The organism is Streptomyces sp. cf386, assembly GCF_900103585.1.
Lineage (GTDB): Bacteria > Actinomycetota > Actinomycetes > Streptomycetales > Streptomycetaceae > Streptomyces.
Genome location: NZ_FNHV01000002.1, coordinates 672,751 through 685,362, shown reverse-complemented (window position 1 = coordinate 685,362; position 12,612 = coordinate 672,751). Strand labels below are relative to the sequence as shown.

Annotated in this window: 11 protein-coding genes; 3 read left to right on the top strand and 8 right to left on the bottom strand. The window is 71.1% G+C overall.

From position 1 onward, the window contains the following. Positions 1 to 39: 39 nt before the first annotated feature. From BLU79_RS07390 to BLU79_RS07365, 6 genes are all read right to left on the bottom strand, one after another. Entirely contained in the window at positions 40 to 1,017 is a 978-nt protein-coding gene (locus BLU79_RS07390) for a nucleoside triphosphate pyrophosphohydrolase (RefSeq protein WP_093904930.1), read from the bottom strand. 102 nt (positions 1,018 to 1,119) lie between these two features. Beyond that, positions 1,120 to 1,767, bottom strand: a complete 648-nt coding sequence (locus BLU79_RS07385; RefSeq protein WP_093904777.1) for a SurA N-terminal domain-containing protein — start codon at positions 1,765 to 1,767, stop codon at positions 1,120 to 1,122. 196 nt (positions 1,768 to 1,963) lie between these two features. Further along, complete coding sequence (locus BLU79_RS07380; RefSeq protein WP_305657735.1) at positions 1,964 to 3,451, bottom strand: serine/threonine-protein kinase; 1,488 nt, start codon at positions 3,449 to 3,451, stop codon at positions 1,964 to 1,966. Positions 3,452 to 3,489: 38 nt separating this feature from the next. Next, positions 3,490 to 4,101, bottom strand: coding sequence for a hypothetical protein (locus BLU79_RS07375; protein ID WP_093904775.1), 612 nt, complete (start codon positions 4,099 to 4,101; stop codon positions 3,490 to 3,492). A 210-nt stretch (positions 4,102 to 4,311) separates the two neighbouring features. Further along, a complete protein-coding gene (locus BLU79_RS07370; RefSeq protein ID WP_177000905.1) occupies positions 4,312 to 5,055 on the bottom strand; it encodes an N-acetyltransferase in 744 nt (247 codons plus the stop codon). Between the two features lie 79 nt (positions 5,056 to 5,134). Further along, positions 5,135 to 5,902 carry an HNH endonuclease family protein gene (locus BLU79_RS07365; RefSeq protein ID WP_093904773.1) on the bottom strand — a complete coding sequence of 256 codons (768 nt, stop codon included), beginning with the start codon at positions 5,900 to 5,902 and terminating at the stop codon, positions 5,135 to 5,137. A gap of 217 nt (positions 5,903 to 6,119) precedes the next feature. Here BLU79_RS07365 and BLU79_RS07360 point away from each other — a divergent pair, with 217 nt between their 5' ends. Further along, complete coding sequence (locus BLU79_RS07360) at positions 6,120 to 6,305, top strand: Rv0909 family putative TA system antitoxin (RefSeq protein ID WP_093904772.1); 186 nt, start codon at positions 6,120 to 6,122, stop codon at positions 6,303 to 6,305. A gap of 323 nt (positions 6,306 to 6,628) precedes the next feature. Here the strand turns inward: BLU79_RS07360 and BLU79_RS07355 are convergent, their stop codons facing one another. Next, positions 6,629 to 7,510, bottom strand: coding sequence for an SCO6745 family protein (locus BLU79_RS07355; protein ID WP_093904771.1), 882 nt, complete (start codon positions 7,508 to 7,510; stop codon positions 6,629 to 6,631). A gap of 117 nt (positions 7,511 to 7,627) precedes the next feature. Here BLU79_RS07355 and BLU79_RS07350 point away from each other — a divergent pair, with 117 nt between their 5' ends. After that, on the top strand, positions 7,628 to 8,251 hold the full coding sequence (locus tag BLU79_RS07350; protein ID WP_256333180.1) for a TetR/AcrR family transcriptional regulator: 624 nt from the start codon (positions 7,628 to 7,630) through the stop codon (positions 8,249 to 8,251). Between the two features lie 72 nt (positions 8,252 to 8,323). Then, positions 8,324 to 8,770: an SgcJ/EcaC family oxidoreductase gene (locus tag BLU79_RS07345; RefSeq protein WP_093904928.1), complete on the top strand. Its 447-nt coding sequence runs from the start codon at positions 8,324 to 8,326 to the stop codon at positions 8,768 to 8,770. A gap of 43 nt (positions 8,771 to 8,813) precedes the next feature. On the opposite strand, the gene mfd is transcribed toward BLU79_RS07345, so the two are convergent. After that, on the bottom strand, positions 8,814 to 12,344 hold the full coding sequence (gene mfd, locus BLU79_RS07340; protein ID WP_093904770.1) for a transcription-repair coupling factor: 3,531 nt from the start codon (positions 12,342 to 12,344) through the stop codon (positions 8,814 to 8,816). Positions 12,345 to 12,612: the final 268 nt, after the last annotated feature.

Below are 12,612 nucleotides of genomic sequence, written 5' to 3'. Positions count from 1 at the left end.
CGCCCCCGCCTCTAGCACCCACCCGTCACCCCAACGGTACTAAGCAGACAACCCCTCAGCGGCCCGAACGGCATCCCGATAAGCCCGCGCGGCAACCCGCAACGCCGCCTCCGGATCCACCCCCGCCGCCTCCGCCCGCACCGCCATCGCGAGCAGCTCGTACCCGACGCCCTCGCCCGACGGCAGCGGCACCTCCAGCCCCGCCGTGCGCACCCGAGAGGCCAGCTTCGACGCGAGCGCCAGACCCGGCTGGCCCAGGGGTATGCCCTCTGTCACCGACTCCCGCTGCTTCTCGACGGCCTTCGTGCGCAGCCAGTGCTCCTTGACCTCCTCGGGGGTCGTCGCCGTCTCGTCGCCGAAGACGTGCGGGTGGCGGTGGATGAGCTTGGCGACGATGCCTCCGGCGACGTCGTCGATGGAGAAGGGGGACTCCGGGTCCTCCTCGGCGATGCGGGCGTGGAAGACGACCTGGAGAAGGACATCGCCCAGTTCCTCGCGCAGCTCGTCGCGGTCGCCGTCCTCGATCGCCTCGACGAGTTCGTACGCCTCCTCGATGCCGTACTTCGCCAGGCCCTTGTGGGTCTGCTGGGAGGACCACGGGCACTCGGCGCGGATGCGGTCCATGACCTGGACGAGGTCGAGGAGGCGGGCGCCGGGCAGGTCGTAGGAGGCGGGAAGCAGTTCCAGATCCGGCATCTGGAGGCGGCCGGTGCCCGCGAGGCGGGCGAGGCCGTCGGTGAGGGCCGGCTCGCCCTCGCCCGTGGCCACGACCACCACCGTGTGGCCGCCTGCACATGCCTCGATCAGCTGCTCGGCGGTCGGGGCAGCCTCGTCGACCGCTATCCCGGCCTCACGCAGATAGGGCAGCTGCGGATGCGCGCCGTCCGCGCACAGCACGCGGTCGGCGCCGTGCAGCGCCTGCCACGCGGGCCAGGACAGCAGGCCGGGCGCGACACGGTGGCTGGTGGTGAGGAGGACGATGCGGCCGGGGGCGGCTTCGGGGCTGGTTGCGTTCACGATCCGAACGTAACCCACGTCGCCGACGACCCCCGAAGTTATCCACAGGCCCTACTGGTCCACAGGCACGGCTTGTCCACAGGCGCTGCTTGTCCACAGGCCCTACATCGTCTGCTGCGTCCCCGCCGCCGTCACCTCGCGCACCCACGGCGTCTTCGCGTCGGCGCGGCTGCTCTTCTGGACGTCCCAGGTGCCATAGCGCGGGTTGAGGTCGATGTCGAGCTTCTTGGACGCCTGGGTCAGGGCGTTCCAGAAGGCGGGCTTGCCGGTGTCCGTGCCGAGCGAGGTGGCGAGTTTCTGGGCCTCCAGCTGGAGGCGGAGGTTCTCGTCGAGGCGCTGCGGGGGGATTCCGTACTGCTGGAGCCAGGCCGTCTCCAGCGCCTCGGCGCCGCCGACCTGGCCCTCCAGGTCGCCGCGCATTCCCTGGATCTCCTTGCGGGTGACGGTCACGCCCGCGTCCTGGGCGGCGCGGTGCAGCACCCGGTCGAGGACCATGGTGTGCAGGACGTCGCGCGGGAGGGTGCCGGACTTGGCGATGACCTGCGCGTACTGGGTCTCGTCGGGTACGGCCGCGCGCTGCGCGTCGCGTACCTCGCTCACCCTGTTCTCCAGCTGCGCGACGGTGATCCGCTGGCCGCCCACGACGGCCGCCGCACCGGGATGCGCTTCGTTTCCGCAGGCGGTGAGGAGAGGGGCCGCGGCGGCGATCGCTGCGGTGAGGAGGAGCGCGGTGCGACGGCGGCGGTGCAAGGAAGCCTCCCGAGGAGATTGTGCGACGGTGCACAAAGTCTTGCGGTGATCGATGGTAGGCAGTGGGCAAGCTCTGGCCAACCCATTCGACCAACGATTCACCAGGACTTCGGGCACCGAAGCACCCCCGCCCGGCCCACTGGGCACACTCGGCCCCCTCAGGGCACTCGGTCTGCCGGGCTCCTCGCGGCGAGAACTAGCCGCGCACCTGCCCCAGCCACTGCAGCGTCCGCCGCACTTCCCCGGCCAGCGGGTGCCCCGGTCCCTTCAGTCGTTCCACGTCGAGCAGCAGCCGGGCCAGGGTGTCGTGGGCCGCGGGGCGGTCACCGAGGGAGAGGAGGAGGTGGCCGATACGGCGGCGGACGTCGTGGGCGAGTTCGGGGTCGCCGCCGGAGACGTACTGGTTCTCGTAGTACGGCAGCAGCGCGCGGTACTCGGCGAGTGCGGCCGCCGGTTCGCCGAGCTGCTCCAGGCACTGGGCGGCGTCGTAGCGGAACCGCAGGGACTGCGGGTCGGCCTGGCCGGCCTCGGCGGCGCGTTCGTCGGCGAGGCGGCGCAGTTCGGGCAGTGCGCGCCGGTACTGGCCGTCGTCCATGAGCGTGGCCGCGTACTGCTTGCGCAGGGTGCGTACGACCGGGGAGTGCTCGCCGTGCTGTTCGGCGGCGGTGGGCAGGATCGCGCCGAGAATGTCGACGGCCTGGGTGATGCGGCCCTCACCGAGGAGCCGCTTGACCTCGTCGACGGCTCGCGCGACGTCCGGTTTCTCGGCGGTGGGCGCGACCGGGGCGGGCTGATGCGCGGGGGTGCGGGCGCGGTCCGGCCAGGGGGCGTGGGGGCGCAGGAAGGGGCGGGTGGGGTCTAGGGGCGCTCCGGTGGGCGTCCCGCGCGCGGGCAGAAGCAGCGCCAGGTGCTCGTACACCTCCTGCGCGGAGTCGGGACGGTGCTGCGGGTCCTTCGCGAGCAGCCGCAGGACCAGGGCTTCGAGTGCCTCGGGGACCTCGGGGCGGATGCGGCGCACGGGGACCGGCGGCTCGTACAGGTGCCGGTGCAGCACACCGAGCGCCGTCGAGCCGGAGAACGGGACGTCGCCGCTGAGGAGTTCGTGCAGGAGGACGCCGAGTGCGTACAGGTCGGTGTACGGGCCGACCGCGCCGCCCATCGCCTGCTCGGGGGCCATGTAGGCGGGCGAGCCGATGGGGGTGCCGGTGTGGGTGAGGCGGGTGGTGTCGGCGTCCATGACGGAGGCGACGCCGAGGTCGAGGACGGTGACCGTGCCGTCCTGCTTCACCATCACGTTGCGCGGCTTGAGGTCGCGGTGGACGATCGGCACGGCGTGCACGGCGCTCAGTACGGCGCACAGTTGCGCTGCGACCGCGACCGCCCACTGCCAGGGGTACGGGTCGTGCTCGGCGAGATGGTCGGAGAGGTCGGCGCCGTCGACGTACTGCATGACGAGGAACAGCTCCTCGCCCTCACTGCCCGCGTCGTGCACGGTGACCAGCCCGGGGTGGTCGACCTGCGCGGTGACCCGGCACTCGCGCACGAAGCGCCGGCGCAGTTCGTCCGCCTCCTGGCCGGCCACCTTGTCGGGGCGCAGCAGCTTCACCGCCACGCGCCGGTCGAGCCGTTGGTCGTACGCCGTCCAGACCTGGCCCATGCCGCCCTGTCCGATGAGCTTGGACAGTTCATAGCGGCCGGCGACGACACGTCCTGTCGCCACGGTCACCTTCCGCCCTCGTGGTTGCCGTCCGGCCGGGCGTCGTGCCGGCGCAGATAGTCACTGAGCTCGTCGAGCTCGGCGCGCACTTGATCGATGCGCGCGGGCGCGGGGCGCTGCGGGGCCGGGGGCGGCGGTACGGGGCTGTGGGGGGCGGCGTCGCGGGGTATCGGGGGCGACTGCGGCACGGTCGTCGACGTGTACGGCGACTGCGGCTGCGGATAGCCGTAGGCCGGGGCGACCGGGGGCTGCTGCGCGGGGTAGCCGGAGAAGCGGAGCTGCTGAAAGTGGCGTATGTCCGCGGAGAGGTAGTACGAGATCGAGAGGACCATGCCGCCCAGGAGGAGGAAGAGGCCCGTCCAGCCGCCCACGGTGTGGATTTCGTCGCCGGGCTCGGAACCCAGCAGGTACAGGCTGAGGATCTCCACCACGATCGACGCCACGAACAGGCCCCAGTCGAGCGCCTTGCGGGTCACGATGGCCAGGCGGAGCATCATCGTCCACATCAGCAGGCCGAAGCTCAGCACCGAGATCACGACGAAGCACACGCGCAGGAAGACCAGCCACCCGGTCGGCGGCGGCTGCTTCACCGGCTGCGTGTAGCCGTGGCCTTGCATGGCTGCTCCTGATGCCTGAAGTGGACGTACGAGGTCCGCCGCCCTGCCCGGTGCGGGACACCCGGTGCGGGACAACCTCGGTTGGGCGATTGTCGCTTCGAGCGTATAGGTCGACACCGACATACGGTCACTGGTTGTACCGAACCGTTGTCGTGCTGATCACTCGGTACGACGGTGCAGGTGAGGCGGAGGCTCGGGTTCCGTGCCGCCTCACAGCGGGTGCCGCATCCACACGTTGGGCTCGACGTACACCGCGTAGTCCCGCTCCGGCTCGCACCGCACCGGCACCAGCGCGCCGGGGACCTCGATCTCGCCGGCGGTGTCGAAGGGCAGGCCGGTCCAGCCGCGCCACTGCTCCAGGGAGCCGGTGACGGTCATGGAGGCCGGGGCGATGGAGTCGATGGTGGCGCCGGCACGGGCGTGGACGCGCAGCCACGGGTCGTGGAGCAGGCCGTCGGGGCGTACCCGGTGGGCGTACTCCTCGATGGGGCTGTGCGGTTCGAGGTGCTTGGCGCTGGGGCGGACCGGGGCGACGACCTCGCCGAAGCCGTGGGCCCGGGCGTTGTCGCGCATCGCGGAGAGCATGCGGGCGGACAGTCCGTTGCCCTGGGCGTGCGGGGCGACGACGACGGAGACGGCGCTGACCGTGTCGGGCCGCGTGCCGCGGCGCAGGTCCGCGAAGGCCCACACCAGCACCTCGTCCCAGCCGCGGACGGGCAGCTTGCCCCGGCCCTCGGCGGCGAGGGCGAACGGCACGCTGTGGGCATGGGCGACGACCTCGCCCCGCTCGTCCTCGGCGAACAGCACGTACTCCGGGAGTTCGCGGGCGATCCGGCCGTAGTGGGCGTTGCCCACGAGGTCCTGGACCACGAACTCCGGCCATGTGTGCGCCATGTCGACGACCCGGTCAAGCATCTCGGGGCGTTCGGCGAGGCTCCATACCTTCGGTTCCATGGGCGTCACCGTAGGCGCGGGCGACTTAGCCGGAAAGGCGTTTTTCGACCCGCCCCTCGGAGCACGGTCGCGTGCCGGGTCACCCCCCGCACTGGCGCAGCATCGTCTCCTTGTCCGCGGCCGTCACCGGCAGTTCGTACTTCAGCGACACCTGGGCGAAGCGCACCGCGTACGAGCAGCGGATCCCCTTGTTCGGAGGCAGCCAGGACGCGGGGCCGGAGTCGCCCTTGGAGCCGTTGGTCGGGCCGTCGACCGGTATGAGGTTGAGGGGGTCGTTGGCGATGTCCTGGCGCTTGCCCTTGGGCCAGCGGGAGGCGCCCATCTGCCAGTCGTACGACAGCGGCATGACGTGGTCGATCTGTACGGTCGTCGCACGGGACTTGGCCCAGTCGATCGTCCGGCCGGTGTACGGGTCGTGCAGTGTCATGGAGCTGACGACACAGTCCGAGCCGGAGCGGTAGCGGACGTCCTCGCCGTCGCGCTTGAGGAGGTCGTTGCGGGTGTCGCAGCCGTTGCGGGCGAACGGGATACCGCCCGGGGCCGAGTCCATCCAGGCGTAGCCGAACTCGTCCCGGTCGTAACCCGTCTTGGGGCCGCGGCCCTTCGTCGCCACCTTCTCGATGAGGGCCCGTGCCTCCGACCGGTCGGTGTCGGACGTGAGGGGCGCGAGCCCCGGTTTCGTGCCGTCGGGGTTGTCCAGCGGGCTGGTGGCGCGGCCGGAACCCGTGGCGGGGACGGACCCGGAGGGCTCGCTGTCCACGGGTAGGTCGACGTTCTCGCACCCCGCAAGTACCAGCACCATGCCGAGCATCGCCGCGGCGCTCGCCGCCCCACCCCTCAGACGCATCACGATGCGCCCCTCCCCTTGTTACCCGTTCCGCCCCGCACAGGCGGTTTTCCCTGGTACGCCGTCGCGAACACGGTAGCGACCCGGCGCACGGCGGCATTCAAGAGGTCCAGACCGGAGGCCGGACCGAACCTTCAGGTCACCAGGAGGCCAACCGCGCATACTTCGCAACCCGGGCGTATCGTCGATGGTGAATCACCTCCGGAAGGAGCTCTGGATGGGCATCTTCGACAGGTTCAAGAACCGCCATGCGCAGGAAAAGGCCACGAACGTGTCCGACACCGCGGAGCGGAAGGTCAACGAGAAGACGGGCAACAAGTACGAGAGCCAGGTCGACGACGCGCAGCAGCGGATGGAGCGCGAACTCGGCATGGACCGCGACAGGCCGCCCGAGCAGCCGTAAGACCGGAGCCCCACGGAGGACCACAAGCCCGGCAGGGCCAGGTGGCCGGCGCGAGGGAACAACCGCGAGGGAATCTACGAGGGCGCGCCCTCAACGCCTCCGCCGGCGCCCGCCTCACGGGCACGCTTTCACTGAACCACCTTGAGAACAGAGGCCGTCCGCGGAGACCCACCTCCCGCGGGCGGCTTCACGCTGATCCGTTCCGGACGCAGCGCGGCCAGGCGCCGCTGTGCGCGGACCAAGCACCGCTACGCACCGGACACGACGGGGGCCGCAATCTCTCCAGCTCCGGCCTCTCGGGCACCGGCCTCATCGTCGGCGCCTCAGACCTTCCCGATCCCCAACGTCGTCTCCGAAGGCAACAGACCGGAGGACAGCACCGCCACCCAGAACTCGCCGAGCCGTTCCACGAGGCGGTCGATCTCCTCGATCGTCAGGGCCTGCCAAGGCGCGGCGGCGAGTCGGTCGGTGTGTTCCTCGACCGTGCGGCGCAGGGCGCGGCCCTCGTCCGTGGCCGTACCGTCGGCATCGACCAGGCCTCGGGCGGCCAGGCGGGCGTGGGCGGCTGCCCATTCCTCGGGGCTCCAGCCTCGGCTTTCGAACCGTTCGGCGGATGCGGCGCCTATCGCGGCGAAGGACACCAGCGACTCGACGGGATCGAGGCCGGCCACCAGCAGGGCCGCTATGTGACCGTCGCCGCGGTGTTCGCGCAGGAGTGTCGCCGCGTGCCAGAGCTGGAGGTGGGGCGCGTCCGGCCAGTCCAGGGCGGCGTTGGCCGCGGCGAGCGGTCGGCCCGCGGTGTCGGTCGCCTCGGCGGCGCGGCGGGCCAGGGCTGCGGCTTCCGCCAGTTCGGGACTCTCCGTACGGTCGCCGAATATCGTGCGGTAGGCCCGGTCCATCCCTCGCACCCGTGCCTGCAGCAGGACGTCGGGGCTCGCGATCTTCCACGCGGGGTCGACATGTTCGGCGACCATGCGAGGGCTGAAGCTGTAGAAGGCGGACGTGACCTGTTCCGCACCGACCGCACCCAACGGCGCGGCCCGGTACGGGAAGTAGCTCGACCAGCGCTCCTCCGTGGCGTAGCCGAGCGCTTCGGCCTCCTCGAAGACCTCCGGCGCGTAGTACAGCACCGCGTGCAACGGCTCCAGCAGGTGCCAGAGCTGACGGACGCGGCCCGATTCCAGGCCGCCCTCGTGCTTCGCCATGACGCGACTCCCCAGTTCGATGTCGCGGGATCCCCGAGCCCCACAACTTGACACCGACAAGATTGCCGGACATCACCCGAACTTGTCAATGCCTAGATTGTGCGTACGCTGCTGCTCATGACCTCCGCACATCAGCCGCCCCCGCAGCAGGAGCCGTCCACCGCCCCGCCGTCACCCCCCGGCCGCCCCTACCACCACGGCGACCTGCGTCGCGCCATCCTCGGCACGGCGCTGGACGTCATCGCCTCCGACGGCCCCTCCGCACTCAGCCTGCGCGACCTCGCCCGCCGCGCCGGCGTCTCGCACGCGGCGCCGGCCCATCACTTCAAGGACCGCACCGGACTGCTCACGGCGATCGCCGCCGAGGGGTTCGGGCTGCTCGCGGGCGCACTCACCGAGGCCGCCGACCTGAAGGACGCGGGAGTCCGCTACGTCCGCTTCGCACGCGAGCACCCCGCGCACTTCCAGGTGATGTTCACACCTGAGCTGCTGCGCGCCGACGACCTCGAACTGACCACCGCCCGAGCCCTCGCCGGCGACGCACTACGCGGCGCCGTCTCCGCCGTACGGCCCGAGAGCCTCGGCATCGACACCCGCCTGGCCGGCGTCGCCGCCTGGTCCCTGGCCCACGGCTTCGCCACGCTGCTCCTCAGCCACAACCTCGACGGCCCGGTCGGCGACAGGGACCCCGAGGAGGTGTTCCGGACGCTGGCGGCGATGCTGTTCCGGGGTGAGGCCTGAACGAGGCCCGAGGCCGAGGCCCGAGGAAACACCCTTGACCTCAAGTCCGCTTGAGGTCCCAGAGTGGTCGCCATGACCACCCAAACCACGGACACCGAGTCCACCGAAGCCGCAGCCGCAGCCGCCAAGTCCACCGAAACCGCAGACCTCACCGCCATCGCAAGGGTCGTCGCCACCGTCGAACGCACCCAGCGCGCCAAGGACCCCGACGGCTTCCTCGCCCTCTTCCACCCCGACGCCCTGTGGACGACCGCTCACGGCAAGGTCCTCCTGGGCCTCGACGCGATCGCCGAGTTCACCCGCGCCGTGCTGCCCACGGCGACCTTCGACGGCGAGGTCACCTACGAGGTGGCGCACACGCAGTTCCTGCGCCCCGACGTGGCGGCCGTCAAGGTCCGGCAGGTCTACCACTCAGCAGAAGGCGACACGGAGGGCGCCCCGCTCTACGTCATGACCAGGCAGGACGACGGCAGGTGGCTGCTGCACGCCTGCCAGAACACCGAGGTGCGGGTCGACTAGTCGGCGACAGGCCCAACAGCCGCGTCCCGCACCCCGGTCCGGATCACGAACCCAGGATCGACGCCAGGAACTCACCGACCCAGCCCAGCAACTCCCGCCCGACAAGCGGCTTCCCGCCCACCTTCGCGGTCTTCGGGCGCGGCACCAGCACCTGGTGCACGGCCGGCTTGATGACGGAGCCCGGGTAGAGCCGCTTGACCCGGAGCTCCTGCGACTCGCGCAACTCCACCGGCGCGAAGCGGATGTTGTTGCCCTGCAGGACGATCTCGCCGACTCCACACGCGCGTGCCAGCATGCGCAGGCCCGCTACCAGGAGGAGGTTCTCGACCGGCTCCGGCAACTTGCCGTAGCGGTCGGTGAGTTCCTCTCGTACGGCCTTGACGTCCTCCTCCGTGTTGGCGGAGGCGATGGAGCGGTAGGCCTGGAGGCGGAGTCGCTCGCCCGGGGCGTAGTCGTGCGGGACGTGGGCGTCGACCGGGAGCTCGATCTTGACCTCCAGCGGCGGCTCCTCCTCCACCCCGCCTTCCAGGGACGCCCGGTAGTCCGCGACCGCCTCGCCGACCATACGGACGTACAGGTCGAAGCCGACGCCCGCGATGTGGCCGGACTGCTCGCCGCCGAGCAGGTTGCCCGCGCCTCGGATCTCCAGGTCCTTCATCGCCACGTACATGCCCGCGCCCATCTCCGTGTGCTGGGCGATGGTCGCCAGCCGCTCGTGGGCCGTCTCCGTCAGGGGCTTCTCCGGCGGGTAGAGGAAGTAGGCGTAGCCGCGCTCCCTGCCTCGGCCCACCCGGCCGCGCAGCTGGTGCAGCTGGGACAGGCCGAAGTTGTCGCCGCGCTCCACGATCAGGGTGTTGGCGTTGGAGATGTCGATGCCGGACTCGACGATCGTCGTGGACACCAGGACGTCGAACTTCTTCTCCCAGAAGTCGACGACCACCTGCTCCAGGGCCTGCTCCGACATCTGGCCGTGCGCCGTAGCGATGCGTGCCTCGGGGACGATCTCGCGCAGGCGCGCCGCCGCCCGGTCGATCGACTCGACCCGGTTGTGGATGTAGAAGACCTGGCCCTCGCGCAGCAGTTCGCGGCGGATCGCGGCGCCGATCTGCTTCTCCTCGTAGGGGCCGACGAAGGTCAGGACGGGGTGGCGCTCCTCGGGCGGGGTGGTGATCGTCGACATCTCGCGGATGCCGGTGACCGCCATCTCCAGGGTCCTCGGGATCGGGGTCGCGGACATCGTCAGAACGTCGACGTTCGCGCGCAGCTTCTTCAGCTGCTCCTTGTGCTCGACGCCGAAGCGCTGCTCCTCGTCGACGATGACCAGGCCCAGGTCCTTGAACTTGGTCTCCGACGAGAACAGACGGTGGGTACCGATCACGATGTCCACCGAGCCGTCCTTCAGGCCCTCAAGCGCCGCCTTCGCTTCCGTGTCGGTCTGGAAGCGGGACAGGGCGCGCGTGTTCACCGGGAACTGCGAGTAGCGCTCCGAGAACGTCCCGAAGTGCTGCTGCACCAGGAGGGTCGTCGGGACCAGTACGGCCACCTGCTTGCCGTCCTGGACCGCCTTGAACGCGGCTCGCACCGCGATCTCCGTCTTGCCGTAACCGACGTCGCCGCAGATCAGGCGGTCCATCGGGACCGACTTCTCCATGTCCTCCTTGACCTCGGCGATGGTCGTCAGCTGGTCGGGCGTCTCGGCGTACGGGAAGGCGTCCTCCAGCTCGCGCTGCCAGGGGGTGTCCGGGCCGAAGGCGTGCCCGGGCGCCGCCATACGCGCGCTGTAGAGCTTGATCAGGTCGGCCGCGATCTCCTTGACCGCCTTCTTGGCCCGCGCCTTGGTCTTCGTCCAGTCGGCGCCGCCCAGGCGGTGCAGCGTGGGGGCCTCGCCACCGACGTACTTGGTGATCTGCTCCAGCTGGTCGGTGGGGATGTACAGCCGGTCGCCCGGCTGGCCGCGCTTGGCGGGGGCGTACTCCACGACGAGGTACTCGCGCGTGGCGCCCTGCACGGTCCGCTGCACCATCTCGATGTAGCGGCCGACGCCGTGCTGCTCGTGGACGATGTAGTCGCCCGTCTCCAGGGTGAGCGGGTCGATGGTCTTGCGGCGGCGGGCCGGCATCCGGGCGCCGTCCTTGCCGGCCGCCTTCTGTCCGGAGAGGTCGGTCTCGGTCAGGACCGCCAGCTTGAGCAACGGGTCCACGAAGCCGTAGTCGATCGAGCCGCAGGCGACATGGACGATGGATGGGGAGAGCTCCCCCAGGTCCGCCTCCAGGCGCGCCGCCACACCCTCGCCGGCGAGCACCTCGACCGTACGGGCCGCCGGGCCGTGGGCCTCGGTCACGAAGACCGTGCGCCAGCCGTCGGCGAGCCAGCCCTTGGTGTCGGCGAGGGCCTTCGCGGTGTCGCCGCGGTACGACTCGGGCGCGTGCATGCCGAGTTTGAGGGTGTCCGCGTCGAGCGTCTCGTCGGCCGCGAAGGGCGACACCGACCACCACATCATGTCCAGTTCGCGGGCACGCTCGCGGACGTCCGCGATGGACCACAGGGAGGCCGCGCCGACGTCGATGGGCGCCTCGCCGCCCCCGGCCGTGGCGGCCCAGGACGCCTGCAGGAACTCCTGGGACGTGGCTACGAGATCGGCGGCACGCGTGCGTACCCGTTCCGGATCGCATACGACGGCCATGGCGCCCTTGGGCAGGACGTCGAGGAGGAGTTCCATGTCGTCGACGAGGACGGGGGCGAGGGACTCCATGCCCTCGACCGCGATGCCCTCGGCGATCTTGCCGAGCAGTTCGCCGAGTTCCGGGTGCTGTTCGGCGAGGGCACGCGCGCGTGCGCGTACGTCGTCGGTGAGGAGGAGTTCGCGGCAGGGCGGGGCCCACAGGCCGTGCTCGGCGACTTCGAGGGAGCGCTGGTCGGCGACCTTGAAGTAGCGGATCTCCTCGATGTCGTCGCCCCAGAACTCGATGCGCAGGGGGTGTTCCTCGGTGGGCGGGAAGACGTCGAGGATGCCGCCCCGTACGGCGAACTCGCCGCGCTTCTCGACGAGTTCCACGCGCGCGTACGCGGCGGCGGCGAGGGCCTCCACGATGGCGTTGAGGTCGGCGGTCTGTCCGGTCCGCAGGGCTACCGGTTCCAGGTCGCCGAGGCCCTTGACCTGCGGCTGGAGGACCGAACGGACGGGGGCTACGACGACGGAGACCGGGCCCGTCTCGGGGTCGTCGGGGCGGGGGTGGGCCAGGCGGCGCAGTACGGCGAGGCGGCGGCCCACGGTGTCGCTGCGGGGGCTGAGGCGCTCGTGCGGGAGGGTCTCCCAGGACGGGTACTCCACGACGCCCTCCGAGGGGAGGAGGGAGCGCAGGGCTGCCGCCAGGTCCTCGGCCTCTCGGCCCGTCGCCGTGACCGCGAGGAGGGGGCGGGCGGTCTCGCGGGCGAGGGCCGCGATCGCGAACGGGCGGGCTGCCGGGGGGCCGACCAGGTCCACGTGCATGCGGTTGCCGTCCGCGGCGGCCGTGATCGCTTCCGCGAGGGCGGTGTCCTTGACTACGGCGTCGAGCAGACCGTGCAGGCTCATTCGGGGGCGCTTTCGTCGGGGGTGGGCAACGCGACGGGCCCGACGCGTGTCACGGGCCGGGGGGTTCCAGCGTACGTCGCTGCGCGGGCGGGTGCCGGGGGCTGTGGATAACGTCCGTTCTCTGGTGGGGGGCGCTGTTGCGGGGGTGTGCGGCGCTGCTGTGCGGTCGGCCGTTTCTCGCCCGCGCCGCCCCTACCCGTCCCATCCTCCAGGGGCTCTGCCCCTTCGACCCGGCCCCCTTCTGGGGGCTGCCGCCCCCAGACCCCCG

Bases quoted from the DNA above. Each gene is read 5' to 3' on its own strand.
- BLU79_RS07375 (WP_093904775.1), bottom strand. From the start codon at position 4,101: ATGCAAGGCCACGGCTACACGCAGCCGGTGAAGCAGCCGCCGCCGACC.
- BLU79_RS07370 (WP_177000905.1), bottom strand. From the start codon at position 5,055: ATGGAACCGAAGGTATGGAGCCTCGCCGAACGCCCCGAGATGCTTGAC.
- BLU79_RS07365 (WP_093904773.1), bottom strand. From the start codon at position 5,902: ATGCGTCTGAGGGGTGGGGCGGCGAGCGCCGCGGCGATGCTCGGCATG.
- BLU79_RS07360 (WP_093904772.1), top strand. From the start codon at position 6,120: ATGGGCATCTTCGACAGGTTCAAGAACCGCCATGCGCAGGAAAAGGCC.
- BLU79_RS07355 (WP_093904771.1), bottom strand. From the start codon at position 7,510: ATGGCGAAGCACGAGGGCGGCCTGGAATCGGGCCGCGTCCGTCAGCTC.
- BLU79_RS07350 (WP_256333180.1), top strand. From the start codon at position 7,628: ATGACCTCCGCACATCAGCCGCCCCCGCAGCAGGAGCCGTCCACCGCC.
- BLU79_RS07345 (WP_093904928.1), top strand. From the start codon at position 8,324: ATGACCACCCAAACCACGGACACCGAGTCCACCGAAGCCGCAGCCGCA.
- mfd (WP_093904770.1), bottom strand. From the start codon at position 12,344: ATGAGCCTGCACGGTCTGCTCGACGCCGTAGTCAAGGACACCGCCCTC.